We start from the raw sequence: 26,022 nt of genomic DNA, 5'->3' as shown, positions 1-26,022 counted from the left end.
GCCCCGGGACGGACCGGCGGGCCCGGGCGATTCCGCCGATGGGGGACACACCGCAGCGAATAGTCCTACATATGGACAACCCTCGCTAGGGTGCGGAATCGGGACCCGGTGCCACCGCGGTGGCACCGGGACCCGGCCGGCCTGTCCGACACCCTGGAAGGACCCCGCAGTGAGCAACCTCTTCGCGATCGCCTACCCGGACCTCGCCACCGCCCAGGCGGTGCGCGACGAGGCGATCGGGCTCCAGAAGCAGAAGCTGATCGAGCTGGAGGACGCGGTCGTCGTCGAGCGTCGCGCGGACGGCAGGATCAAGCTGCACCAGCAGGTCAGCACGACCGGGGCGGGCGCCGCGAGCGGCGCGCTCTGGGGTGGGGTCATCGGCCTGCTGTTCTTCATGCCCCTGGTGGGCGCGGCGGTCGGCGGTGCGACGGGGGCGGCGGTCGGCGCCTCCACCGACATCGGGGTGGACGACGACTTCATGCGCCAGGTCGGCGAGCACCTCCAGCCCGGCACCGCCGCGGTCTTCCTGCTGGTGCGCAAGGCGACCGCCGACAAGGTCGTCCCGGCGCTGGCCCGGTACGGCGGCCGGATCATCCAGACCTCGCTCTCGGCCGAGGCCGAGGCCGAGCTGAAGGCGACCGTCGAGGCCTCCCGGGCCCAGGCCGCCGTCTGACCCTCCGCCCGACCGCCGCTCCCGTCGGGGCGGACCGGCCCCGGCGCCGGTCCGCCCCGATCGGCATCCCCCGGCCGGCGGCACCGGGCCCTTCCCGATCGGCCTGCTGCTTTAATCGCCGGGAGGTAGAAGCGCCGTTTACGAAGTGTCCGGTTTGTACATCACTGTGCGCCAATTCGGACAATGCGCCGGTTGGGACTGTTCGTTTGCGACACTGGTGCTTTCGCCGGGTACTGTCCCATGTTTGTTCGGTTGATCCCCGATGACACCCCAGGGTGTTCCGGGTGACCAGCCACCAGGACACCCTCCCCCGCCCAGAAGGACCGCAGTTTTGGCCAGCAACACCCTTGGTGCGCGTCTGCTGCGACGCAAGCCCGTCTCGACACTGATCGCCGAGACCGAAGGCAAGAACTCCCTCCCGGCCGGTGCGCCCGAGGAGGGCGGGCGCTCCGGCATCCACCTGCGCCGCTCGATCGGGCTGTGGCAGCTGTCCTCGATCGGCATCGGCGCCACCATCGGCACCGGCATCTTCTTCGTGCTGAACACCGCGGTGCCCTCGGCCGGCCCGGCCGTCATCCTGTCCTTCGTGATCGCCGCGGTCACCGCCGGACTCACCGCGCTCTGCTACGCCGAGATGGCCTCCGCGATCCCGGTCTCCGGCTCCTCGTACTCCTACGCCTACGCCACCCTCGGCGAGGGCGTCGCCTTCGGCGTCGGCATCTGCCTGCTGATGGAGTACGGCGTCTCCGCCTCCGCGATCGCGGTGACCTGGGCCGAGTACCTGAACAAGTTCTTCGACCTGGCCTTCGGGTTCACGATCCCCGAGGAGCTCTCCGGAGCGCCGGACAGCACCCACTGGTTCAACCTGCCGGCGCTGCTGCTGGTCGCCATGGTCTGCGTCCTGCTGATCCGCGGCGTCAGCGAGTCGGTCAAGGTCAACGCGGTGATGGTCGCGATCAAGATCCTGATCCTGCTGATGTTCATCGGCGTGGCGCTCACCGGCTTCCACTCCGGCAACCTGAGCCCGTTCATGCCGCTCGGCTTCAGCGGCGTCCAGATCGCCGCGTCCAGCATCTTCTTCTCCTTCATCGGCCTGGACGCCGTGTCCACCGCCGGCGAGGAGGTCAAGAACCCGCGCCGCACCCTGCCGATGGCGATCATCATCTCGCTGGTCGTGGTGACCCTGCTCTACATCCTGGTCGCCCTGGCCGGCATCGGCGCCCAGCCCTGGCAGAAGTTCGACGGCCAGGAGGCCGGCCTCGCCCAGATCCTCCAGGACATCACCGGCCAGAGCTGGCCCGCGATGGTCTTCGCCTTCGGCGCGATCGTCTCGATCTTCAGCATCACCCTCGTGGTGATCTACGGCCAGACCCGCATCCTGTACTCGATGGGCCGCGACGGCATGCTGCCCAAGCGCTTCGCCCAGCTCTCCCCGCGCACCGGCACCCCGATCTGGAACACCATCGTGGTGGGCCTCGGCGTCGGCGCGCTGGCCGCGTTCATCCCGCTGCGGGTCCTGGCCGACATCACCAGCCTCGGCACGCTCATCGCCTTCTCGGTGGTCTCGATCGGCGTGATCGTGCTGCGCCGCACCCAGCCCGACCTGCCGCGCGGCTTCAAGGTGCCCGGCTACCCGGTCGTCCCGCTGATCAGCGTCGGCTTCTGCATCTACCTGATCACCGGCCTGCACGCCGACACCTTCCGGGCCGGGGCGATCGCCCTCGTCGTCGCCGTGGTCGTCTACTTCGGCTACAGCATCAGGCACTCCCGGCTGGAGCAGGCCGAGCAGCCGTCCGTCTCCTCGGACAGCTCCGCCGACTGACCCGGAAGCAAAACCCGGGTGAAGGGCCGTCGGCCGCCCAGGCGGCCGACGGCCCTTTTCCCGCCAACGCCCGTCCGGTGTCCAACGCCATGGCGACAGGGCCCGGCTCCCACCCATAACCTTCCACCATGGTGAGCACCCGCACGCCCGGCTACTTCCGCCCGCGCGGCCGCTTCACCGGCCGCAGCAGAACGCCGGCCCAGACCTCCGCGGCCGAGGCGTCGTCCGGACCCGGACGACCGCCGCGCGGCTTCTCCGTCCGCCCCTTCCCCCGACAGCGTGGCGAGAGCACCTTTCCGCCCACGCCCGATCGGCTGAACGGCGCCCGGCTCGCCGGGCTCGCCTCGATGCGGACCGTCCAACTGCTCGGCTGCCTGGTCGCGGCCGGCTGGGCCGCCGCCTTCCCGCTCGTGTCCGACCTGGCCAACCAGCGGCTGTGGGGCCTGATCGCGGCCCCCGCCTACGTCCTGGCCGGACTGCTCTGCCTGACCCTGCCGCGTCGCTTCGCGGCCCGCGCCGCCGCCTCGGTCGCCCTCGTCGGGGCCGTCCTGGTCCCGCTGGCCCTGCTCGCCCTGAACGGTCGCCACCAGTCCGAGGTCATGGTGGTCGAACGCTCGGCCCACCTGCTGCTCACCACCGGCACCGCGTACCTGCCGCACCCGGTGGTGGTCACCGACTACAACCCGTACCTGCCGGCGATGTCCCTGTTCGGGATGCCGCGCCAGCTGCTCGGCGACTCCACCGCCTTCGCGAGGGTCGCCGGGGACGCCCGGATCTGGTTCGCGCTGACCTTCTTCGTCTGCCTGCTGGCCGCCTGGCGGCTGCTGCGGCCCGCCCGCCCCGCCGACGGCGACCCGCGCGCGCCGCTGCTGCCGCTGGCCGTCCTCACCGCCTCGCCGCTGATCGCGCTCGCCCTGGCGGTCGGCGGGGTGGACCTGCCGCTGATCGGGGTCTGCTGCCTGGCCATGGCGCTCGCCGAGCGGGACCGCACCGTCGGCGCGGGACTGGTGCTCGCCCTCGCCTGCACCCTGAAGTGGACGGCCTGGCCCGCGCTGCCGGTCGCCGTCCTGCTGCTCTGGCGGCTGTACGGCCGCCGCCCCGCGGCCCGGACCGCGCTGATCGGGGTCGGGGTGAGCACGCTGGTGATCCTGCCCTCCGCGCTGGCCCAGCCCGACGCGCTGCGCGAACAGGTGGTGCGCTTCCCGCTCGGGATGACGGCGATCCGCACCCCGGCGGGCAGCCCGCTGCCCGGCAAGGTGCTGGCCGGCTTCGGACCGACCGGGCACGCGATCTCGCTGGCGCTGATGACCGTGGCCCTGGTCGCGGTGGCGATCTGGCTGCTGGCCCGGCCGCCGGTCTCCGCGATCGCCGCGGCGGACCTGCTGGCCGCCGGGCTCGCCATCGCCTTCATGCTGGCCCCGGCCGGGCGGTTCGGGTACCTGGCGCTGCCGGTGGTGCTGATGATCTGGCCCCGGCTGGCGGCCCGCCGCTGGAGCAGCCGGCGCCCGGTCCCGCCCGGCCGGGTGCGGGGGAGGCCGCAGCCCGCGCTGCCGCGCGGCTGAGAAAGCCCCGGCCCGCCCTGCCGTGAGGCCGGGCGGGCCGTTCGCCCGGGGGTCGTTCGCTCGGGGGCCTACCGGCCGGCGGCCTTCAGGATGGAGGCGACGGCCGGGCCGGCCGCGTCCACGCCGTGGCCGCCGCCCTGGACCTCGGCGGCCACCGCGAGGTTGCCCCGGTAGGCGGTGAACCAGCTGTTGGTGACGTCGACCCCGGCGACCTCGGCCGAGCCGGTCTTGGCGCCCGCGTTGTCGGTGATGCCGGCCATCACCTCCTTGGCGGTGCCGCCGGTGGCGGTGGCCGCCATCATCGCCTTCAGCTTGGCGTCCACGTCGGGGGAGAGCGGGCGGGCGGCCTTCTGCTGCGGCAGCTCCGCCACCAGGATCGGCTGCTTGAACTCGCCGCTCTGCACGGTGGCGGCGACCGAGGCGATGGCCAGCGGGTTCATCTGGACCTTGCCCTGGCCGATGTAGTTCATGGCCTGCTCGTCCTTGCTGCCCGGCGTCGCCGGCACCTTGCCGTCGGTGTTGGGCAGACCGGTCTTCCACTCCAGGCCGATGCCGAACACGTCCTTGGCCGTGCCGGACAGCGTCTCGGGCTTGAGGCTGGCCAGGCCCTGATTGATGAAGGCGGTGTTGCAGGACATCATGAAGTCCTGCTGGAGCGTGTTGTTCGGGAAGGCGCCCGGGAACGAGTTCGGGATCGGGTGCGCGTTGCCGCTCTTCTCCGGGCAGGCCACCACGGTGTCCGGGTTGACCCCGTTCTCCAGCAGTGCCGCCGAAGTGATGATCTTCATCGTCGAGCCCGGCGCGAGCAACCCGGTGAAGGCCCGGTTCTGGCCGTTGGCCGGCGAGTTGGCGAAGGCCAGCACCTGACCGGTGCTCGGCTCGATCGCCACGATGGAGGCCGGCTTGCCGCCCAGGTCGGTCATCGCCTTCTCGGCGGCGGCCTGCAGGGTGTTGTCAATGGTCAGCTTGAACGGCTTGCCGGGCTTCGGCTCGACGATGGTGAACAGCTTGTCCTGGGCGCCCTTGCCGGCCGGGTCGGAGATCACCACGGCGCTGCCCGCGTCCTGGTCCTTGGCCGGGTCCGGCGGCAGCAGCTTGTTGGCGTTGTCCTGGAGGGTGGTCATCAGCGCCTGGGTGAGCGAGGCGCCCTGGACCGGCTTGCCGTTGCGGTCCACCACCGTGGACGGCGGGGCGAAGACCGGCTGGACGGCGATGGTCTCGTTGCCGGACAGGTGGGGGTGGACCACCGACGGCGCCCAGTGCACGGCCGGGGTGTTGTCGCTCATCTTCACGACGCCGAGGAAGCCCTGGTAGTCCCAGGCCCGGCTGGTGCCCGCGAACTCGGCGCGCGCCTTGTAGGACATCAGGGTGCCGGTGGGGCCGGGCGTGGCGGTGGCGGACGGCGTGTCGCTCGCACCCGGCGTCGCGGAGGCCCCGGCGGACGGCTTGGCGGCGGGGGCGGGGGTGCCGGTGGCGGCGGAGAAGACCTGCTGGGTGGTCGGGCCGAACGGGGTGAGGGTCAGCGCGCTCGGCTTGACCTGGTCGCGGAAGGCGGTCAGACCGGCCGTGGCCGCGGCCGGGTCGTCGGTCAGCGAGGCCGCCTTGGCGATGTCGCCGGCCGCCCAGGCCGTCAGGAAGTCCTTCAGACCGGCTGTCGCCTGCTCGGCCGACGGCGGCTCGGCGACCACGGTGCGCGGCTTCTTGCCGCCGGAGCCGCCGTCCGAGTCGTTCATCAGGCTGTACGCGCCGTAGCCGCCGCCCGCGAGGACGGCGATGGACACGCCGGTGATGATGCCGATCTTCGCGCCACTGCGCATGGTGCAGGTCCCCCAGGGGTCTCGCGGCCGGGCGCAACCGGCCGGGGCCGGAAACGCGGTACCCCCCCACCCTAGGCAGCACGGATCGGTGCGCCGGCGAATCGCCCGGCACTTGTGACGGATCTGGTACGTGTTGTGCACCGCATACGGACGAATCGCGGGAACCCGGTGTGCCCGGGGCGGATCAGATCCAGGTGTTGAACCACATCCGGCGGCGCCAGTCCTCCAGGGGAATGGTCTGCCCGGTGAACAGCGGGAAGAAGAAGAGGAAGTTCCAGAGGATCAGCAGGATCAGCAGGCCGGCCGCCGCCGATCCGATGATCCGGCGGTCCCGGGAGGCTCCGGGCGGCCCGATCAGCGCGCCGATCAGCATGGTCACCGCGAGCACCAGGAACGGGACGAAGACCACCGCGTAGAAGAGGAAGATCGTCCGCTGCTGGTAGGCGAACCAGGGCAGGTAGCCGGCGGCCAGGCCGCAGAGCAGCGCGCCGGCCCGCCAGTCCCGCCGGGCCGCCCAGCGCCACAGGCAGTAGGCCAGCGCCACGAGGCCCGTCCACCACAGCAGCGGGGTGCCGATGCCCAGCACCTCGCGGGCGCAGTCGGCGGCGGTGCAGCCGGACTGGCCGTACTTGGGGGACTCGTAGAAGAAGGACACCGGCCGGCCCAGCACCAGCCAGGACCACGGGTTGGACTGGTAGGTGTGCGGGTCGCTCAGGCCGACGTGGAAGTCGTAGACCGTCGAGTGGTAGTGCCACAGCGAGCGCAGGGCCTCGGGTATCCACGGGAAGTCGGTGGAACGGCCGACCGCCCAGTCCCGGCCCCAGCCGCCCTGGCCGGGGGCGGTGCTGCTGGCGAACCAGCCCCACCAGGACGCGATGTAGACCGCGACCGACACCACGACGACCGAGACGAACGCCGGCACCACGTCCCGGGCGAGCACCGCCAGGAACGGGCGCGGGGCGCCGGCCAGACGGCGGGCGCCGACGTCCCAGAGCACGGTCATCAGGCCGAAGGCCGCCGCGACGTACAGGCCGCTCCACTTGGTGGCGCAGGTCAGGCCGACGCAGACGCCGGCCGCGATCCGGTACGGGCGCCAGCCCAGGTTCAGCCGCTGGGCGAGCCACGGGTCCTCGACACCGCCCAGCCTCCGGGCCAGCAGGGCCCGGGTGCGGTCGCGGTCCAGCAGCAGGAAGCCGAAGGCGGCGAGGGTCCAGAACATCACCACCAGGTCGAGCAGGGCGGCCCGGCTGAGCACCAGGTGCAGGCCGTCCACCGAGAGCAGCAGGCCCGCCACGCAGCCCAGCAGGGTGGAGCGGAACATCCGGCGGGCGATCCGGGCCACCATCAGCACCGACAGGGTGCCGAGCAGGGCCACCGCGAACCGCCACCCGAAGGGGTTCATGCCGAACAGCTGCTCGCCCGCACCGATGATCCACTTGCCCACCGGCGGATGCACCACGTACGAGGGCGTCGCCCGGTACGGGACGGCCGCGCCCGGCGTCATGATCGTGGCGTTGGCGTCCTCCGGCCAGCTGATCTCGTAGCCGCCGTGCCAGAGCGCGTACGCGTCCTTGGCGTAGTACGTCTCGTCGAAGATGATCGCGTGCGGCTGCCCGAGGTTCGTGAACCGCAGCAGGCCGGCGAACACCGCCACCGCGACCGGGCCGAGCCAGCCGGCCCAGCGGCAGAGGAAGAACCACAGGCCCTGCGGCAGCGAGACGCCCAGCCGCAGCAGCAGCGGCGACTGCGGCACGTCCCGGGGCGTCACCCGGGGGCCGTCCGGCATCGGCGGCGCCAGGCGCTCGGTGAGCGTCGCCGTGGCGCGGGCGGTCCAGCCGTACCCGGCCAGGCGCTCGCGCCAGCCGGCCGGCCCGGACCGCGGCGCGGGCCCGGCCTGGGGCGAGCGGGGGGACGGCAGGCCGACACCGCCGTACGCGGAGTGGTCCGTACCAGTGGGCGTCTGGGCCGCCGTGTCGCCGTTCATCCGCCACATCGTAGGGGCGCTCTTCGTACGCGTGTCCGCTCCCTCGGAAGCTGACCGAATCGTCACCAAAAGCCCCGGGCGCGCGACAGCTGCAAGGATGGGGACCGTGACAGGAGTACTCGTTCTCGCAGGCACCCCCATCGGCGACGTCTCGGACGCCCCGCCCCGGCTGGTCAACGAACTGGCCACGGCGGACGTGATCGCGGCCGAGGACACCCGGCGGCTGCGCCGGCTCACCCAGGCCCTGGGGGTGACCCCGGCCGGGCGGGTGGTCTCCTACTTCGAGGGCAACGAGGTCGGCCGCACCCCCGAACTGGTCGAGGCGCTGCTCGGCGGCGCCCGGGTGCTGCTGGTCACCGACGCCGGCATGCCCTCGGTCTCCGACCCCGGCTACCGGCTGGTCGCCGCCGCCGTCGCCGCCGACGTCAAGGTCACCGCGGTGCCCGGGCCCTCGGCGGTGCTCACCGCGCTCGCGCTGTCCGGCCTGCCGGTGGACCGCTTCACCTTCGAGGGATTCCTGCCGCGCAAGAACGGCGACCGCGCCCGGCAGCTCGCCACGATCGCCGCCGAGCCCCGCACCATGGTTTTCTTCGAGGCGCCGCACCGGATCGCCGAAGCGCTCACGGCGATGGCCGAGGCGTTCGGGCCCGAGCGTCCGGCCGCCGTCTGCCGCGAGCTCACCAAGACCTACGAGGAGGTCAAGCGCGGGCCGATCGGCGAACTGGCGGCCTGGGCGGCCGACGGCGTCAGGGGCGAGATCACCGTCGTGGTCGCCGGCGCCCCGCCGGCCGCGCCCCAGGAGCTGACCCCGGCCGAGCTGGCCCGGCTGGTCGCCGTCCGCGAGGAGGCCGGGGAGCGCCGCAAGGAGGCCATCGCGGCCGTCGCGGTGGAGCTCTCGCTGCCCAAGCGGGAGGTCTTCGACGCGGTCGTGGCGGCGAAGCGGGAAGGCCTGGGAGGAGCCCCGGTACAGGGGTGAATACCGGGGGTTGCGTTGCTCACGGGGAGTCGTACCGTGGAGGGAAGGCCCCGGTAAACACCCGCTGAGCTGAAGCTTCGGTCGCGGTTTTCGGTCCCGGGGAGGCCCTTCGTATAGGGCTCCCCAACCGGCATCCAAGTCTTCACAAGTGGGGCGTCACCCGGGCATGTCCGGGCATTTCCTGGAAGGGAAAGACCCAGCCGGGCGAGCGTCCGGCGGGCGCTGGGAGACGGCCATGAGCGATGTTGTCGGTAGCCCGCGCAGTGGCAACGCACTGAGCACCGCCGGTCTGGCCGGCCGGCCGCACACTCCCGTCGAAACCGTACGGGAGGCCTACTCCTTCGCGTGCCTGCGCTGCGGGTACGGCTGGGAGCAGGCGTACGACATCGAGCACCACGTGGGCAAGGACGGCCACGTCGTGTTCGAGTACCACGCCAACGGCGTCCGGGTGCCGTCCCCGCTGCTCAAGCCGACCTGCCCGGGGTGCGGCGGCCACACCGTGCGGATCATGCGCGAGGGCCGGGTGGCCACCGCCGACCAGCAGTGGCAGCACGCCCCCGGCTACCCGGCGCACGCCGAGCCGGCCGGGCCGCCCCCGGCGGCCGAGCCCGTCCGGCCGCGCGGACGCTGGGCCCGGTTCTGGTCGCGGCTGCTGGGCTGACACCGGGGCGACGAGGAGGGACCGCCCCCGGCCGGGAACAAACTCGGTCGAGGGCGGTCCGCGCGCCCGACTAAGCTTTCCGACCATGGCGGCCACTGCAGACCACAGCACCACCGGGGCGACCGCCCCGGCGTACTACGTTTCCACCCCGATCTACTACGTCAACGATCGCCCGCACCTGGGCCACGCGTACACCACCGTGGCGGGCGACGTCCTCACCCGCTGGCACCGCCAGCGCGGCGAGAAGGTGTGGTACCTGACCGGCACCGACGAGCACGGTCAGAAGATCATGCGGACCGCCGAGGCGAACGGCGTCAGCCCGCAGCAGTGGTGCGACAAGCTGGTCGAGGAGGCCTGGAAGCCGCTCTGGGAGCACCTGGAGATCGCCAACGACGACTTCATCCGCACCACCGAGGAGCGGCACACCGCCCGGGTGCAGGAGTTCGTCCAGGACCTGTACGACAAGGGCGAGATCTACAAGGGCGGCTACTCCGGCCCGTACTGCGTCGGCTGCGAGGAGTTCAAGCTCCCGGCCGAGCTGCTCGACGGCGCGACCGCGGACGAGAAGCTCTGCGCCGTGCACAAGCGGCCGGTCGAGTGGCTGGAGGAGGAGAACTACTTCTTCCGCCTCTCCGCCTACGGCCCGCGGCTGCTGGAGTTCTACGCGGCGAACCCGGACTTCATCCAGCCCGCCTCGGCCCGCAACGAGGTGCTGCGCTTCGTCGAGCAGGACCTCAAGGACCTCTCGATCTCCCGCTCCACCTTCGACTGGGGCGTCCCGCTGCCCTGGGACGAGAAGCACGTCCTGTACGTGTGGGTCGACGCGCTGCAGAACTACATCACCGCGGCCGGCTACGGCAGCGACCCGGAGCGCTTCGCCGAGCTGTGGCCCGCCTCGGTCCACCTGGTCGGCAAGGACATCCTGCGCTTCCACGCCGTCATCTGGCCCGCCATGCTGATGGCCGCCGGGCTGCCGCTGCCCAAGCGGGTCGTCGCCAACGGCTGGCTGATGGTCGGCGGCGAGAAGATGTCCAAGTCCAACCTGACCGGCATCGCGCCCACCGACCTGACCTCGCACTTCGGCGTGGACGCGTACCGCTACTACTTCCTGCGGGCGATCCCGTTCGGCACCGACGGCTCGTTCTCCTGGGAGGACTTCACCGCCCGGTACACCTCCGAGCTGGCCAACGACTTCGGCAACCTGGCCTCCCGGGTCGCCGCGATGGTCGGCAAGTACTTCGACGGGGTGCTGCCCGCCGCCACCGCCGCCGGTGACGCCGAGCAGGCTGTCGCGGACGGGCTGACCGCGGCGGTCGCCGCCGCCGACCTGAAGATCGGCGAGGAGCTGGACTTCGCCGGCGGCCTCGCGGCGATCTTCGAGTTCGTCAAGCAGGTCAACGGCTACCTCACCACGCAGGAGCCGTGGAAGGTCGCCAAGGACGGGTCCGAGGAGGGGCAGGCCCGGCTGGCCACCATCCTCTACACCGCCGCCGAGGCGCTGCGCGCCACCGCCGTGCTGCTCAACCCGGTGATGCCGTCCACCGCCGAGAAGCTGTGGGTCTCGCTGGGCGCCGAGGCCGCCGGGCTGGGCGCGCTCGGCGCGCAGACCGTCGCCACCGTCGCCGACTGGGGCCGGCTGCCCGCCGGCGCCACCGTCACCAAGGGCGAGATCCTCTTCCCGCGCCTCGAAGAGAAGCCGACCGCCTGACATGGCCGCCAAGGACGACGCCCGGTCGACCCCGCCGCCGCTGCCGGAACCCCTGGCCGTGGCGGTGGCCGACTCGCACACCCACCTCGACATGCAGTCCGGCACCCCGGCCGAGGGCCTGGCCAAGGCCGCCTCGGTCGGCGTCACCACGGTGGTCCAGGTGGGCTGCGACGTGCCCGGCTCGCGCTGGGCCGCCGAACTGGCGGCCCAGTACGAGCAGGTGCACGCGGCCGTCGCCCTGCACCCGAACGAGGCGCCGCGGATCTTCCTCGGCGACGCCGACGGCTGGTCCGGGCAGCAGCGGAAGGCCGGCGGCGCCGCCGCGCTGGACGAGGCGCTCGCCGAGATCGACCGGCTCGCCGCCCTCCCGCAGGTCGTGGCGGTCGGCGAGACCGGCCTCGACTACTTCCGCACCGGGCCGGAGGGCGTGGAGATCCAGAAGGAGTCGTTCCGCCGCCACATCGAGATGGCCAAGCGGCACGGCAAGGCCCTGGTCATCCACGACCGCGACGCCCACGAGGACGTCATCGCCGTCCTGCTGGCCGAAGGCGCCCCGGAGCGGACGGTCTTCCACTGCTACTCCGGCGACGCCGGGATGGCCAAGACCTGCGCCGAGCACGGCTGGTACCTCTCCTTCGCCGGACCGGTCACCTTCAAGGCCAACCAGCCGCTGCGCGACGCCCTGCTCGCCACCCCGCTGGACCGGATCCTGGTCGAGACCGACGCCCCCTTCCTCACCCCGCACCCCTACCGCGGCCGCCCGAACGCCCCGTACCTGATCCCGGTCACGGTCCGCTCGATGGCCGCCACCCTGGGCCTGGCCGAGGACGAGCTGTGCACGGCCGTCGCGGCGAACACCGCCAGGGCCTTCGGGTACTGAGCCCGAGCACGGGGGCCCCGTCCGGATCGGCGCGTCCGGACGGCGGCCCCCGCGCCCGTATCCTTGGCGCGTGAGCACCACCGACCCCACCCCTGACAGCCACCTTCTGGGCGCCGCCGACATCCGGGAGCTGGCCGCCGCGTTCGGCGTGAAGCCGACCAAGCAGCGCGGGCAGAACTTCGTCATCGACGGCAACACCGTGCGGCGGATCGTCCGGGCCGCCGACGTGACGGAGCAGGACGCGGTGGTGGAGGTCGGGCCCGGGCTCGGCTCGCTCACCCTGGCACTGCTGGAAGTGGCGCGGCACGTCACCGCGGTCGAGATCGACCCGGTGCTGGCGCAGCACCTGCCGGACACCGTCGCCGCCCGGATGCCGGGCAAGGCGGACTCCTTCGACCTGGTGTTCAGCGACGCCATGGAGGTCACCGAGCTGCCCGGGCCCGCGCCCACCGCGCTGGTCGCCAACCTCCCGTACAACGTCGCCGTGCCCGTCCTGCTGCACATGCTGGCGACCTTCCCCAGCATCGAGCGGACCCTGGTGATGGTGCAGAGCGAGGTCGCCGACCGGCTCGCCGCCAAGCCGGGCAACAAGGTGTACGGCGTCCCGTCGGTCAAGGCCAACTGGTACGCCGACGTGAAGCGGGCCGGCGCCATCGGACGGAACGTGTTCTGGCCCGCCCCCAACGTCGACTCCGGGCTGGTCTCGCTGATCCGCCGCGAGCCGCCGAGGACCACCGCCAGCCGCGAGCAGGTGTTCGCGGTCGTCGACGCCGCGTTCGCCCAGCGGCGCAAGACCCTGCGCGCCGCGCTGGCCGGCTGGGCGGGCTCCGCCGCCGGGGCCGAGCAGGCGCTCGCGGCGGCCGGCATCGACCACAAGCTGCGCGGCGAGATGCTGACGGTCGAGCAGTTCGCCGCGATCGCCGAGCACAAGCCCGCCAAGGACGCCGTGTGATCACCGTACGGGTACCGGCCAAGGTCAACGTCCAGCTGGGGGTCGGCGGCCTGCGCGCCGACGGCTTCCACGACCTGGCCAACGTCTTCTTCGCGGTCGCCCTCGGGGACGAGGTCACCGCCACCGCCGGGGAAGGCGTGACACTGAGCTGCACCGGCCCGGACGCCGCCGTCGTCCCGCTCGACGACAGCAACCTCGCCGCCCGCGCCGCCCGGCTGCTCGCCGCCCACCACGGCATCGCCGACCCGGGCGTGCACCTGCACATCGCCAAGGCCATCCCGGTGGCCGGCGGCATGGCCGGCGGCAGCGCCGACGGCGCGGCCGCGCTGGTCGCCTGCGACGCGCTCTGGCAGCTGGACACCCCGCTTCCGGTGCTGCTGGAACTGGCCGCCGAACTCGGCTCCGACGTGCCGTTCGCCCTGCTCGGCGGCGTCGCGCTCGGCCGCGGCCGGGGCGAGATCCTGGAGCCGCTGACCACCGGGGGCACCTTCCACTGGGTCTTCGCGGTCGCCGAGGGCGGCCTGTCCACCCCCGCCGTGTTCCGCGAGTGCGACCGGCTGCGCGAAGAGGCCGGCACCGGCTCCAGCGACACCGACGTCCCCACCCCGGACGCCGACCCGGCGCTGCTCGCCGCCCTCGCCCACGGCGACGCCGTCGCCCTGGCCGACGCGCTCGCCAACGACCTCCAGCCCGCCGCGCTCTCGCTGCGCCCCGCACTCGCCGCCACCCTGCGCGCCGGCACCGAGGCGGGCGCGCTCGGGGCCCTGGTCTCCGGCTCCGGGCCGACCTGCGCCTTCCTGGTCAAGGACGCCGAGGCCGCCGCCGCGGTGGCCGGGGCGCTCCGGGCCTCCGGCACCTGCCGGACTGCCCACGCCACCCACGGACCGGTGCCGGGGGCGTCCCTGCTGGACTGACGCGGTGAGGGCGGCGCCCGCGGAACGGTGCCGGGGGCGTCCCCGGTCGACCGACGCGGTGAGGGCGGCGCCCGCGGAACAGTGCCGGGGGCCTCCCTGGCGGACTGACGCGGTGAGGGCGCTCCGGCGGGCCCATTAGGCTGGAGAGATCGGGGTGTCCCGACAGGGGCACCCGGCCGTTGAGCGGCGGACCGCCCCGAGACCGCCGAACCCAGGAGCGCAGCACACGTGGCCGTCAACCTCGCCACCATCGAGTCCGTCACGAAGGTCTACGGCACCCGCGCCCTGCTGGACGCGGTCAGCCTGGGCGTCAGCGAGGGCGACCGGATCGGCGTCGTCGGCCGCAACGGCGACGGCAAGACCACCCTGATCCGGATGCTCGCCAAGCTGGAGGAACCCGACGGCGGCCGGATCACCCACTCCGGCGGCCTCCAGATGGCCGTCCTCACCCAGCACGACTCGCTCGACCCGACGGCCACCATCCGGCACGAGGTGATCGCCGACCGGGCCGACCACGAGTGGCTCGGTGACGCCCGCATCCGCGACATCATCGAGGGCCTCTTCGGCGGCCTCGACCTGCCCGGCTTCGCCGACGGCCTGGACACCGTCATCGGCCCGCTCTCCGGCGGCGAGCGCCGCCGGATCGCGCTCGCCAAGCTGCTGCTCGGCTCGCCCGACCTGATCGTCCTCGACGAGCCCACCAACCACCTCGACGTCGAGGGCATCAACTGGCTCGCCGAGCACCTCCAGAAGCGCCGCTCCGCGCTCGTCTGCGTCACCCACGACCGGTGGTTCCTCGACCAGGTCTGCACCCGCATGTGGGACGTCCAGAGCGGTGAGGTGCACGAGTACGAGGGCGGCTACTCCGACTACGTCTTCGCCCGCGCCGAGCGCTCCCGGATCGAGGCCGTCGAGGAGCAGAAGCGCCAGAACATGGCCCGCAAGGAGCTGGCCTGGCTGCGCCGCGGCGCCCCCGCCCGCACCTCCAAGCCGCGCTACCGGATCGAGGCCGCCAACGCCCTGATCGCGGACGTGCCGGACCCGCGCGACACCTCCGAGCTGATGAAGTTCGCCAACGCGCGGCTCGGCAAGACGGTCTTCGACCTGGAGGGCGTGACCGTCACGGCCGGCCCGAAGCTGCTGCTGGAGAACATCACCTGGCAGCTCGGCCCCGGCGAGCGGATCGGCCTGCTCGGCGTCAACGGCGCCGGCAAGACCTCGCTGCTGCGCGCACTGCGCGACGCGTACACCTCCGAGGGCGACGTCCAGCCGGCGTCCGGCGTCATCAAGGTCGGCAAGACCGTGCGGCTGGCCTACCTGTCGCAGGAGGTCGCCGAGCTGGACCCGGCGACCCGGGTGCTCCAGGCCGTCGAGCAGGTCCGCTCGCGGGTCGACCTCGGCAAGGGCCGGGAGATGAGCGCCGGCCAGCTGTGCGAGCAGTTCGGCTTCGGCAAGGACAAGCAGTGGACGCCGGTCGGCGACCTGTCCGGCGGCGAGCGGCGCAGGCTCCAGCTGCTGCGGCTGCTGATGGACGAGCCCAACGTGCTGTTCCTGGACGAGCCCACCAACGACCTGGACATCGAGACGCTCAACCAGCTGGAGGACCTGCTCGACGGCTGGCCCGGCTCGATGATCGTCATCAGCCACGACCGCTTCTTCATCGAGCGCACCACGGACACCGTCCACGCGCTGCTCGGCGACCGGAAGATGCGGATGCTGCCGAACGGCGTGGACGAGTACCTGGAGCGCCGGGCCAGGATGGCCGCCGCGGCTCCCGCTGCCGCTCCGGCGGGCGCGGGCGCGGGTGGCGCGGCCGGCGCGGGTTCGGCCGGTGCGGGTGCCGCAGGTGGCCCGGGTGCCGAGGGCGGTGCCCCCGCGCTGTCCGGCGGGGACCTGCGGGCGGCGAAGAAGGAGATGCAGAAGCTGGAGCGGCAGATCGCCAAGCTGGACCAGAAGGAGTCCAAGCTGCACTCCCAACTCGCCGAGCACGCCGCCGACTTCTCCAAGGTCGCGGAGCTGGACGCGCAGCTGCGCGCCGTCCGGGAGGAGAAGGAGGAGCTGGAGATGGGCTGGCTGGAGCTGGCCGAGCAGGTCTGAGGCGGGTCGCTGGTCCGGCTGCCGGTCGGACTGGTCTGGCTGCCGGTCGGGGCGGCCCGAGCCGGGTCGCTCGTCGGCGCGGCCCGCGCCGGATCACCTGCCGGGGTGGCCGCCGAGGAGCGTTTCGAGCTCCTCCGCCGCACGGCCCAGCGCACTGCGCGCCGGGTCGTGCGGGGCGGTCGGACGGGCCGCCGGGTTCGTCGGCGGGCGGTGCGCCCGTGCGGCGGCCGTCAGTTCGTCCAGCGCGTGCCGTACCCGGCCCACCTCGCCCGGGTCCGGCAGCCGGCCGCCGTACCGGATCTGCGCGGCGAAGGCCGCCACCGCGCCGCCCAGTCGCTCCAGGGCCGCCGTGGCCGGCAGCCACCGCTCGGCCAGCCGGCCGGTGGGCGGCGGCTCCGCCAGGCCCTGCTGGACCTCCCGGCGGGCGTCCGCCAGTGACCGGTAGGCCGTACGGCGCAGCCACACCTGGGCGTTGCCGTTCCGGACGGTGGTGTCGCCGGCGTGGTCGGCGCCGGTGGTGTCGCCGGCGTTGATGGTGGCGGTGGTGGTGGCGTCCTGGACGACGGCGTCGAGGTAGGCCCGCAGTGCCGTCGTCGCGTCGACCAGCCTCGGCTCGATCCGATGGCGCGGGCGCTCCGGCCACAGCAGGTAGCCGAAGAGCAGGACGATCGCGCTGGCCAGCACGGTGTCCAGGACCCGTGGCCAGAACTCCGCGGCGCCGCTCTGCCCGCCGAGCTGGAGCAGGACCAGCGCCATCGGCGTCATCACCACGGTGTTCAGCCCGTAGTGCGCCGCCGTCGCGTACGGGAGCAGGGCCACGCAGCCCGCGGCCATCGCGGTCAGCGCCCACTCGTCGGTGGCGGCCGTGAGCAGCGCCGCGGTCACGGCCACCCCGAGCACCGTGCCGACCGAACGGCTCACCGCGCGCAGGAACACCGACCCGAGGTCCGGCTTGAGCACGAAGGCGATCGTCATCGGCACCCAGTAGCTCTTGCTGAGCGGGTAGTTGGCCGTAACCGCCGAACCGACCGCGATGCACAGCGCGACGCGCAGCCCGTACCGGACCGAACCCCGCGACAGCAGCCGCGCCCGCAGCCGCCACGGATCCGGCGGCGGCGCGGGGGCGGTGCCGAGCCGGGTGTCGCGGCCGGCCACCGTGTCGGCGGCGGCGCGCAGAGCCACGTCCAGGGCCTGCCGCGACGGGGTGTCCGGCCGCCAGTCGGGTACGGCGACCTCGCCGCCGCCCTGCCGCACGGCGGCCGCCAGCCGGTTCGGCACCTCGGCCACCTCCGGCGGGACCGGACGGCGGGCCCACACCAGACCGGTCGCCGCCTCGGTGGCGGCGAGGGCGGCCTCGTACATCCGGCCGCGGCGGTCCTGGGCGGTCCGGTGGTCCTGGGCGGTCCCGCGGTCCTGGGCGGTCCGGTGGCTCCGCCGGTTCTGTCGGCTCCGCCGGTTCGTGCCGAGGAGGTCCTGGAGCTGGTTCAGACGGGCCGTCAGCACCTGGCGCGAGACCCCCGCCCGCGGCCCACCCAGATCGGCGAGCGTACGGCCGAGCGCTTCGTACGCGGCCGCCAGCGCCCGGTTGCGCGGATCCGCGGAGGGCCGGTTCGGCGCACCCGCCGACAGCCCCAACAGCACCACGAACGCCGCCCCGACCAGCAGCATCGGCGCCGCCGCCCACCACGGCCGCGGCAGCGGCATCCCGCTGCCCAGCGCGGCCGACACCAGCAGCAGCATCCCGGCCGCCGAACCGCGCGGACCCGTCGCACTCAGCGCGCCCGAGACGAAGGCGGTCAGCGTCAGCGCGACACCCAGGACGAGACCGTCCACGTCGGCGCGCTGAAGCGCGGTGCCGATCAGCATGCCGAACGCCGAGGCGAGGACCGCCGTCCCGATCCGGGCGGCCCGCAGCCTGCCCGGCTCGACCCGGTCGTTCATCGTCGCGTGCATCGCCCCGAGCCCGGCGAACACCCCCAGATCCAGCCGGTGCGTCAGCAGCCCCACCGTCAACGGCACCGCCATGCCCACCGCCGCCCGCACCATCAGCGCCACCGGCACCGGCGGCCGCGCGGGCCGCGCGGCACGGGCCCACCAGGGGGAAGGAGAGACGTCGGAAGAGCTCACGCGGTCACGTCCGTTCTGCGGCCTTGGGTCGCTGCTGTGCGACATTGCGCGGCAGATGGGGCGTACCGGGTCAGTCTACCCAGGGCCGCCGCGGCAGCCTCGTACGTGTCAAGTTCGTACCGATCGCGTACGGGCGGGCCAAGGTCCCTGCCGGGCCGACAGAGGTGGTGGCTACGATGACGGAGGCGAAAACCGTCCACAGGGCGGTCGGTGCTCCGACCAGGACGGTACGAACCAGAAGTTGACGGTGTGTTGCGGCACGCGGAAGCCCGGGAGGCCCGGGCGCGGCGGGCCGTACGGGGGAGAGGTGAACTGCTGTGGCAGGCAATGGTGCAACTAGTCCGGGGACGCCGACTCCTTCGGTGAGTCCGTCACCCAGTCCCACGCTGACGCCGTCGGCGAACCCTTCGCCGAGCGCGACGCCCAGTCCGTCGGCGAATCCTTCGCCCAGTCCATCGGCGAGTCCGCCCAGCCCGTCGTCCAACCCCGCGCCCAGCGCGTCGGCGAATCCTGAGCCCAGCGCGACGGGCACCGATCCGAACGGTCAGGCGCCTTCGAGCGACACGACGCCGTTCATGCTGAGCGATCCGTTCGGGCCCTTCGGGTTCGGGATCAATCGCGTTGTCAGCACGGCACAGACGAACTTCACTGCCAGTGACCTGGTGTCGGCCTTCGGCCAGCAGAACGTCAAGGTCGAGCTGCAGACCCTGTCGGCATTCGCCGCGAAGATCGAGGCGCTGCTCGCCGCGATGGAAGGGTCGGCGGCCGCACCGTACAAGCTGGAGGAGCAGAAGGTCTCCCAGGGCAGCTTCGTCAACGGGGCGGACGCCGGGAAGTTCCCGGAGGCCGTGGCGCTGAACACCGCCTACGGCAAGGTGCACGGGCAACTCGTCAAGCTCCACAAGGACTTCGTGGCTCAGATCGAGGCGATGACGGAGGCGGTCTCGAAGACCGCCACCCAGTACGCGAACAACGAAGAGCAGACGACGGCGGATCAGAACGCGGTAGCGAAGCAAGCAGGCGTCGCCTCGCCGGCGGCGGGGGCGAACGGGACGGCACCGAAGTCCACGGGGCTGAACCTCTGACAGCGGTGCGGGGCGAGACCTACGGGGAGACGGGGAGCGAATCATGGCAGGAACGACAGACTTCGACGGCATCGACCATGCCGTCCTCAAGGGAATGGTCGACGGCGCGAAGCCGGCAGAGGTGCTGAAGCGGGCAGCGCAGCTCCAGGACGCCGGCCGCGTCCTGTCGGAGCTCAGCAAGGCTCTCCAGGCACACCTGGGCCAGGTCAGCTGGGAAGGGCCGGCAGCCGAGAACTTCAAGACCTGGGTCGGAAACCTGTACAAGTCCGCGGCGATCATCAGCCAGCACTCCACGACCGCGGGCAGTGCGATGACCCAGGCCGGTGAGGCGCTCAGCACGGCCAGGGCCGCTGTGCCTGTACTGCCGCAGACGGAGATCGACGCGGTTGCCAGGCACAACTCGCAGACGGTGTACATCCCGCCGGCCGCGGCACAGAACATCGTCGGCCAGTCGGTCGACTCGTACATGGCTTCCGTCGACAGGAACTGGGTGACCGCGGACGCGGCCAAGCAGGCCAAGGCGAAGATCGAGAAGGAACGGCAGGAAGCCATTCTCCAGCTGGAGAAGCTGGCGCAGGCGTACAGCGCGGCGACGACGACGCTGAACGGGATCGACGACAACGTCTCGCTGCCGGGGACGCCGGGTGACGGCCGGGACCGCGACAGCAAGACGACCTTTCCGGTCGGCGGCGGAAGCGGGGGCGGCCACGGGGGCTCAGTCCGCAACCCGCGTTCGGGCAGCGGAAGTGCCGGTGGTGGTTCCACCCCGTCCGATGGCGGCTACGGCGGCGGCACGGTCCAGCCCCGTGACCCGGGTTCGGGCGGTCCCGGCCCGGGCACCCCGGGCAGCACCCTGCCCCCGCCGCACGGCGGCGGTCAGGTGCCGCCCGCGCCGCAGGACCCGGGGACCTCGATCCCGCCGTCCTACCCGTCCGACCCGGTCAACCGTCCGGGCACCGATCTCAACAGCGTGCCCACCCTGCCGACGATCCCGACCCAGACCGGCCCGTACGGTCCGGGCGGCGGCCAGCCGCCCACGGACGGGCCGACCACTCTCCCCGGCTACCCGAACGGGACGGGCGGCCCGAACAACGGGCCCGGCGTCCCCGGCGGCGGCGGTCCGATCACGGGCTTCCCCGCCGGAGCGGGCGGCGGCACCGTCCCGACCAAGGGCGGCGGCAGCGGGTACGTCCCCGGCAAGGGCGGCGGCCAGATCCAGCCGCGGACGACCCCGTTCGGCGGCGGCCCGGGGCAGGGGAGGAGCGGTACTCCGGGACTGCCCAGCGGGACGGTCTTCGGCGCCCGCGAGGCGGGTCCGGGTGGCGGCCGGGTCGGTGGGCCCGGCGGTGCGGGCGGCATGCACCCCGGCATGGGCGGTGCCCACGGCGGTGCGGTCGGGTCCGGCGGCGGTTCGCGTGGCCGGGGCCTGTCCTCGACCACCGGCGGGACGGTCGGCGGTCGCAAGGGGCCGAGTGCGGGCGGGGAGTTCACGCCCGGCGGTACCGGCCTGCGCAACCGCGCGGCGGGCGCTGCCGAGGGCGGTGCGCAGTCCAGGCAGAACGGCATGATGGCGCCCGGGTCCTCGGGCCACGGCAGCCGGAACGAGCGTGACCGCCGCAAGCGGGCCGACTACCTGCACGAGGACGAGGAGACCTGGACGAGCGGTACGCCGCACAGCAACCCGGACGTGATTGAGTAGGACGGCAACGACTGCCCGGCCACTGGGCATCCCCAGTGGCCGGGCAGGCTTGTTCGGGGCACGCTTCCCGGTCGACGGAGAGATTGACGAGGAGTTGTGATGGGGCGGACGGACGCGCGAGCGCGGTGGCGGGTACTTACCACCGCAGTCCTGGCTACGGGGGCCCTGGTCGGGTCGGCCGCAGCGCCAGCACTTGCGGACGGTTCGATCCGTGCCAACCAATGGCACCTGGACGCCATGCACGCCCCGGACATGTGGAAGACCACCAAGGGTGACGGGATCACAGTCGCGGTGGTCGACGGAGGCTTCAAGCTTGACCATCCGGACCTGGCAGGGCAGTTCTTGCCGGGTCGGGACTTCAGCGGCAGTCCCGGCGGCGTCGGGCTCGATGTCGGAGGTCATGGGACTCAGATGGCCAGTCTCATCGCGGGGACTGGGAAGGGCCAAGGGGGAGCCGGAGCGTACGGGCTGGCGCCTGGGGTGAAAATTCTGCCCTTGAAGATTGCCAACGGCTCCGAGGGCTCTTCGATCTCGGCAGATTTCCTCGGCCAGATCGGCCAGGCGGTCGACTATGCAGTGAGTCAAGGCGCCAAGGTTATTAATATCTCCCAGGGTATGGCCGCGGTGCGGACCTCTCCCACGGATGTCGCCAAGCTGAACCAGATCCTTGCAAACGCGAGGGCTAAGGGGGCTCTGGTGGTTTCCAGCGTGGGAAACTCTGCGCAGGATGGAAACCTTTCGGAATACCCGGGTGCTTTGCCGAATGTTGTCGGTGTCGGGGCTATCAATCGAAGCGGCACCGTGACTGCGGAGTCCCAGACAGGGCCGCAGGTCGCACTTGTGGGGCCGGGCGAGGAAATGGTGGAGGCTTGCACCTCCGAAACCGGGTACTGCAAGAGTCATGGGACGTCCGACGCAACCGCTCTGGTCTCCGCCTCGGCGGCACTGGTCTGGTCGGTCCACAAGGACTGGACCGCGAATCAGGTTCTGCGGGTCCTCATCAACACGGCGAGCAGGCCGAACGGGGGAACGGTCCGTACGGATGACGCCGGTTGGGGTGCGGTGAGGCCGCGGATCGCGTTGACGGATCCGGGGGATCCGGGCCCGGCGAACGTGTCGCCGCTGTCGGCCGATGCGACTACGCCGTCGGCGGCTCCGTCGAGCGCGCCGGCTTCGGCGCCGACGGTGCCGGTTGAGACTCCGACCGGTGTGGCCGCTGGTGCGCCGTCGGCGCAGCCGGAGGCGGGGAAGTCGTCGGGTTCGAGCAGCACGCTGCCGATCGTGGGGGGTGTGGCGGCCGGGTTGGTGCTGGTGGCGGGCGTGGTGTTCCTGGTGATGCGGCGTCGGAAGCCGTCTGCACAGCCCGAGCCGGCTCAGGTGCCGCCGCCGTCCCTGCCTTCGTACCAGCCGCCGGTGCCGCCGGAGGACAATCCGTACGCGAGGTAGTTCACGTTGTTGGGGGAACGCGGGATGTGGGCTCGTCGGCTTGCGGCTCTTGGAGCTGTGAGCCTGTGCGTGGTGGGGACCGCGGTGACACCGGCCGCCGCCGATGGCTCGATTCGTGCTGCTCAGTGGCATTTGGACGCGATGCATGCTCCGGAGATGTGGAAGGTCTCCAAAGGAGCGAATGTCACGGTCGCAGTCATCGACGGCGGGTTCAAGCTGGACCACCCGGACCTGGTCGGTCAATTTCTACCCGGCCAGGATTTCAGCGGAAGTCCTGGCGGTGTGGGTTCGTTCTCGGATGGCCACGGCACGGCTATCTCCAGCTTCATCGCCGGGACGGGCAGGGGAAACGGAGGGGCCGGCGCGCAGGGGCTGGCGCCCGGCGCCAAGGTGCTTCCGTTGAAGATCAACACCGGCAAGGTCGGGTCGGTCGTTTCGACCGACTTCCTCGGCCAGATCGGCCAGGCCGTCAACTATGCTGTCGAGCAGGGAGCGAAGGTTGTCAACATTTCGCAAGGGATTGATGCGGTAACGGCTTTCCCGGCGGATGTGGCGAAATTCAACGGGATCATCGCGGCGGCCAGGGAAAAGGGAGTCCTGGTATTCGCTGCCGTCGGGAACGAGGCCGAGAAGGGGAATCCGGTCGAGTATCCCGGCGCGCTTCCCGGGGTGATCGGCGTCGGAGCATCGGACCGGAACGGCACTGTCACGGCGGAGTCCGAGCGGGGCCCACAGGTCGCACTCGTAGCGCCTGGAGTGGACATGATTGCGGCTTGCACATCGTCCACGGGCTACTGCAAGAGCCACGGCACATCGGACTCGACTGCCGTGGTGTCGGCATCGGCGGCATTGGTGTGGGCGGCGCATCCGAACTGGACAGGAAACCAGGTCCTGCGGGTGCTCATCAACACCGCCGGAAAGGCGAATGACGGGGCTGGTCGCAACGACCTCATCGGCTACGGTGCGGTGCGCCCGCGTGTTGCATTGACGGATCCGGGGGACCCTGGTCCTGCCAACGTGTCGCCGCTTCCGGTCGGCTCGGTTGCGCCGACGGCAGCTCCTGCGCCCTCGGCCAGTGCGTCCGCTCCTGCGTCGGCGGTGCCGGTTCCGTTGGAGAGTCCGACCGATGTGGCCGCTGGTGCGCCGTCGGCGCAGCCGGAGGCGGGGAAGTCGTCGGGTTCGAGCAGTGCGCTGCCGATCGTGGGGGGTGTGGCGGCCGGGTTGGTGCTGGTGGCGGGCGTGGTGTTCGTGGTGATGCGGCGTCGGAAGCCAGTCGCACAGCCGGAGTTGGTCCAGGTGCCGCCGCCGTCCCTGCCGTCGTACCAGTCGCCGGTGTCGCCGGAGGACAATCCGTACGCGAGGTAGTCCCCTGCGCGAGCAGGGCCGTGCGCGAAGGGCGCCAGGGAAGCCTGGCGCCCTTCGCGCGTGGTGGGGGCGCGAGGGCGGTGGGGGTGCGCCGGGGTCACTCGGGTGGCGGCTGGTGGGGTGGGGTGGGGGTGGTGAGGGTGGTGGTATGGATGCGGAGGATGCTGGGCGGGTCGGGCAGGTGCGGCGGGCGGCGGCTGCGGCGCTGATCGGGACGGCGATCGAGTTCTACGACTTCTTCCTTTACGGGACGGCGGCCGCGTTGGTGTTCGGGCCGGTGTTCTTTCCCGGGCTGGGCACGGTGGGGGCGCTGCTGGCGGCGTTCTCGGTGTACGCGGTGGCGTTTTTGGCCCGGCCGGTGGGGGCGGTGGTGTTCGGGCACTTCGGGGACCGGGCGGGGCGGCGGGCGACGTTGGTGGTGTCGTTGCTGCTGATGGGGCTGGCGACGGCGGGGGTGGGGCTGCTGCCGGGGTTCGGGGTGTGGGGGTGGTGGGCGCCGGCGGTGCTGGTGGTGCTGCGGGTGTGTCAGGGCGTCGGCCTGGGTGGGGAGTGGGGCGGGGCGGCGCTGCTGATCGCGGAGAACGCGCCGGTCGGGCGGCGGGGGCGGTACGGGGGGTTCCTGCAGCTGGGGCCGACGATCGGGTTCGTGCTGGCGAACGGGGTGTTCCTGGCGTTGCAACTCGTCCTGGACGAGGGGGAGTTCCGCGCGTGGGGTTGGCGGGTGCCGTTCCTGGCCTCGTTCGTCATGGTTGCGGTGGGGTTGTTCGTCCGGCTGCGGGTCGAGGAGTCGCCGCTGTTCCGCACGGGGGTGCGGCGGGAGCGGCTGCCGGTTCTGGAGGTGCTGCGCGAGCACTGGCGCCCGGTGTTGGCGGGCGGTGGGGCGATCACGGTGGGGTACGCGCTGTTCTACCTGACCACGACGTACGCCCTGGCGTACGCGACCACCGGGCTCGGGGTGGCGAGCACGCTGGTGCTGTCGATGCTGCTGGTCGGCGCGGCGGGCATGGCCGCGACGGTGTGGCTGAGTGCCTCGTGCAGTGACCGGTGGGGGCGGCGGCGGACGCTGCGGTGGGCGACGGGCCTGGCCGCGGTCTGGTCGCTGGTGCTGTTCCCGCTGCTGGAGACGGTGAGCCAGCCTCTGATGTTCGTGGCGCTGGCGGGGGCGATGGTGGTGCTGGGCGCCATGTTCGGGCCGTTGGCGGCGTTTCTGCCCGAGCTGTTCCCGACCCGGGTGCGCTACACGGGCGCGGCGTTGACGTACAACCTGGGCGGGGTGGTCGGCGGGGCGACGACGCCGCTGGTGGCCACCCGGCTGACCGGGGCGTACGGGACGGCGCAGCCGGTGGGCTGGTACCTGGCGGTGCTGGGTGTGCTGGCCCTGGGGTGTCTGCGGATGCTGCCGGAGAACACCGGCGCGGAGCTCGGGTCGGTGGGCGGCTCGGTGGACGGGTCGGTGGACGGCCTGGCGGACGGGTCCGCGGACGGCGAACGCCGCCGGGCGCCCCGGTTGGGGGCGGACCCGGCGGCGTAGGCAGCCGTGGGCGGGCTTGATCGCCCGCGGGCGGACGCGGTCGCCCGGGGCTCAGCCGGCCAGGGCGGCGCGGCCGGCCAGCACGACGGCGGTGTGCCGGGCGACGCGCTCACCGAGGTGCTCGGCGGTGGCGATGTCGGCCTTGTGGACGGCCTCCGGGCCGGCGTCGGACGGGGAGGAGGCGGCGGCGCCGTTGAAGAAGCCGAGCCGGTTGAGGTCGTCCTCGGAGGCGGTGGTGGCGTTCCAGCCGGGCTTGAGGCCGAGGTTGACCCAGCTCATGCCGTGCTGGGCGGCGAGGGTCTGGAAGAAGGCGAGGGTGCCGGCCTTGTCGCCGCTCTTGGAGGCGGAGTTGGTGAAGCCGGCCGCGACCTTGTCCTTCCAGGCGTCGGTGAACCAGCGCTTGCTGGTGGCCTCGGCGAAGACGTGGAAGGCGCCGGAGGCGGTGCCCATGTAGGTGGGGGAGCCGAAGACGATCGCGTCGGCGGCGTCCAGCTGCGCCCACTGCTCCTCGGTGATGGTGTCGACGGCGATCGAGAGGACCTCGGCACCTGCGGCGGCGGCGCCGCGGGCGACGGCCTCGGCGATCACGGCGGTGTGGCCGTAGCCGGAGTGGTAGGCGAGGGCGACGGTCGGACGGACGGCGGTCATGCGGCACTCCAGGGGGACGGGCGCGGGCCGGCGGAGGCCGGCGGGCAGGCATGGGGACGGGACGGGGCAGGGCAG

The 26,022-nt window shown here is 72.5% G+C and carries 19 protein-coding genes; 15 read left to right on the top strand and 4 right to left on the bottom strand.

Annotated features, from left to right (window positions below; all coding sequences use genetic code 11):
• Positions 1-169: 169 nt before the first annotated feature.
• The 3 genes from ACFVUY_RS31675 to ACFVUY_RS31665 all read left to right on the top strand — a co-directional run bounded on the left by ACFVUY_RS31675 (position 170) and on the right by ACFVUY_RS31665 (position 4,057).
• A complete protein-coding gene (locus tag ACFVUY_RS31675) occupies positions 170-673 on the top strand; it encodes a DUF1269 domain-containing protein (RefSeq protein WP_387692647.1) in 504 nt (167 codons plus the stop codon).
• Positions 674-935: 262 nt separating this feature from the next.
• The gene (locus ACFVUY_RS31670; protein ID WP_387735694.1) at positions 936-2,495 is read left to right on the top strand and encodes an amino acid permease; all 1,560 of its coding nucleotides are present in this window, start codon (positions 936-938) and stop codon (positions 2,493-2,495) included.
• Positions 2,496-2,623: 128 nt separating this feature from the next.
• Positions 2,624-4,057, top strand: coding sequence for a glycosyltransferase 87 family protein (locus ACFVUY_RS31665; protein ID WP_387735691.1), 1,434 nt, complete (start codon positions 2,624-2,626; stop codon positions 4,055-4,057).
• 68 nt (positions 4,058-4,125) lie between these two features.
• On the opposite strand, the gene ACFVUY_RS31660 is transcribed toward ACFVUY_RS31665, so the two are convergent.
• Both ACFVUY_RS31660 and ACFVUY_RS31655 read right to left on the bottom strand, forming a co-directional pair.
• Complete coding sequence (locus ACFVUY_RS31660) at positions 4,126-5,874, bottom strand: penicillin-binding transpeptidase domain-containing protein (RefSeq protein ID WP_387692639.1); 1,749 nt, start codon at positions 5,872-5,874, stop codon at positions 4,126-4,128.
• 184 nt (positions 5,875-6,058) lie between these two features.
• The gene (locus ACFVUY_RS31655; protein ID WP_387692637.1) at positions 6,059-7,867 is read right to left on the bottom strand and encodes a dolichyl-phosphate-mannose--protein mannosyltransferase; all 1,809 of its coding nucleotides are present in this window, start codon (positions 7,865-7,867) and stop codon (positions 6,059-6,061) included.
• A gap of 97 nt (positions 7,868-7,964) precedes the next feature.
• On the opposite strand from ACFVUY_RS31655, the gene rsmI reads away from it, so the two are divergent.
• The 7 genes from rsmI (at position 7,965) to ACFVUY_RS31620 (ending at position 16,046) form a co-directional block, all read left to right on the top strand.
• Positions 7,965-8,834, top strand: a complete 870-nt coding sequence (gene rsmI / locus ACFVUY_RS31650; RefSeq protein ID WP_387735689.1) for a 16S rRNA (cytidine(1402)-2'-O)-methyltransferase — start codon at positions 7,965-7,967, stop codon at positions 8,832-8,834.
• 235 nt (positions 8,835-9,069) lie between these two features.
• Entirely contained in the window at positions 9,070-9,495 is a 426-nt protein-coding gene (locus ACFVUY_RS31645; protein ID WP_387735687.1) for a hypothetical protein, read from the top strand.
• Positions 9,496-9,580: 85 nt separating this feature from the next.
• Complete coding sequence (metG, locus tag ACFVUY_RS31640) at positions 9,581-11,203, top strand: methionine--tRNA ligase (protein ID WP_387692631.1); 1,623 nt, start codon at positions 9,581-9,583, stop codon at positions 11,201-11,203.
• Position 11,204: 1 nt separating this feature from the next.
• Positions 11,205-12,083 carry a TatD family hydrolase gene (locus tag ACFVUY_RS31635; RefSeq protein ID WP_359899758.1) on the top strand — a complete coding sequence of 293 codons (879 nt, stop codon included), beginning with the start codon at positions 11,205-11,207 and terminating at the stop codon, positions 12,081-12,083.
• A 70-nt stretch (positions 12,084-12,153) separates the two neighbouring features.
• On the top strand, positions 12,154-13,035 hold the full coding sequence (gene rsmA, locus ACFVUY_RS31630; protein WP_387735684.1) for a 16S rRNA (adenine(1518)-N(6)/adenine(1519)-N(6))-dimethyltransferase RsmA: 882 nt from the start codon (positions 12,154-12,156) through the stop codon (positions 13,033-13,035).
• Positions 13,032-13,949 carry a 4-(cytidine 5'-diphospho)-2-C-methyl-D-erythritol kinase gene (locus tag ACFVUY_RS31625; protein WP_387692627.1) on the top strand — a complete coding sequence of 306 codons (918 nt, stop codon included), beginning with the start codon at positions 13,032-13,034 and terminating at the stop codon, positions 13,947-13,949. The genes rsmA and ACFVUY_RS31625 overlap by 4 nt, the downstream gene beginning before the upstream one ends.
• Before the next feature lie 228 nt (positions 13,950-14,177).
• Positions 14,178-16,046, top strand: a complete 1,869-nt coding sequence (locus ACFVUY_RS31620; protein ID WP_387692625.1) for an ABC-F family ATP-binding cassette domain-containing protein — start codon at positions 14,178-14,180, stop codon at positions 16,044-16,046.
• A 93-nt stretch (positions 16,047-16,139) separates the two neighbouring features.
• Here ACFVUY_RS31620 and ACFVUY_RS31615 read toward each other — a convergent pair whose 3' ends face one another.
• Positions 16,140-18,173: an FUSC family protein gene (locus ACFVUY_RS31615; RefSeq protein WP_387735682.1), complete on the bottom strand. Its 2,034-nt coding sequence runs from the start codon at positions 18,171-18,173 to the stop codon at positions 16,140-16,142.
• A gap of 575 nt (positions 18,174-18,748) precedes the next feature.
• Here ACFVUY_RS31615 and ACFVUY_RS31610 point away from each other — a divergent pair.
• The 5 genes from ACFVUY_RS31610 to ACFVUY_RS31590 all read left to right on the top strand — a co-directional run bounded on the left by ACFVUY_RS31610 (position 18,749) and on the right by ACFVUY_RS31590 (position 25,299).
• Positions 18,749-19,258, top strand: coding sequence for a hypothetical protein (locus ACFVUY_RS31610; protein ID WP_387735680.1), 510 nt, complete (start codon positions 18,749-18,751; stop codon positions 19,256-19,258).
• A gap of 43 nt (positions 19,259-19,301) precedes the next feature.
• Positions 19,302-20,957 (top strand): WXG100 family type VII secretion target, encoded by a 1,656-nt coding sequence (locus tag ACFVUY_RS31605; protein WP_387735678.1) that lies wholly within the window; start codon positions 19,302-19,304, stop codon positions 20,955-20,957.
• Positions 20,958-21,209: 252 nt separating this feature from the next.
• Positions 21,210-22,403 (top strand): S8 family serine peptidase, encoded by a 1,194-nt coding sequence (locus ACFVUY_RS31600; protein WP_387735676.1) that lies wholly within the window; start codon positions 21,210-21,212, stop codon positions 22,401-22,403.
• Between the two features lie 72 nt (positions 22,404-22,475).
• A complete protein-coding gene (locus ACFVUY_RS31595) occupies positions 22,476-23,768 on the top strand; it encodes a S8 family serine peptidase (RefSeq protein ID WP_387735674.1) in 1,293 nt (430 codons plus the stop codon).
• Between the two features lie 148 nt (positions 23,769-23,916).
• A complete protein-coding gene (locus ACFVUY_RS31590) occupies positions 23,917-25,299 on the top strand; it encodes an MFS transporter (protein WP_387735672.1) in 1,383 nt (460 codons plus the stop codon).
• A gap of 51 nt (positions 25,300-25,350) precedes the next feature.
• Here ACFVUY_RS31590 and ACFVUY_RS31585 read toward each other — a convergent pair whose 3' ends face one another.
• The gene (locus ACFVUY_RS31585) at positions 25,351-25,947 is read right to left on the bottom strand and encodes a flavodoxin family protein (protein WP_387735670.1); all 597 of its coding nucleotides are present in this window, start codon (positions 25,945-25,947) and stop codon (positions 25,351-25,353) included.
• Positions 25,948-26,022: the final 75 nt, after the last annotated feature.

This window comes from Kitasatospora sp. NPDC058063, from assembly GCF_042885395.1.
Taxonomy (GTDB): Bacteria; Actinomycetota; Actinomycetes; order Streptomycetales; family Streptomycetaceae; genus Kitasatospora; species Kitasatospora lactacystinica.
Note: the sequence above shows the minus strand (reverse complement) of the source record. Positions and strands in the feature narration are given on the sequence as shown.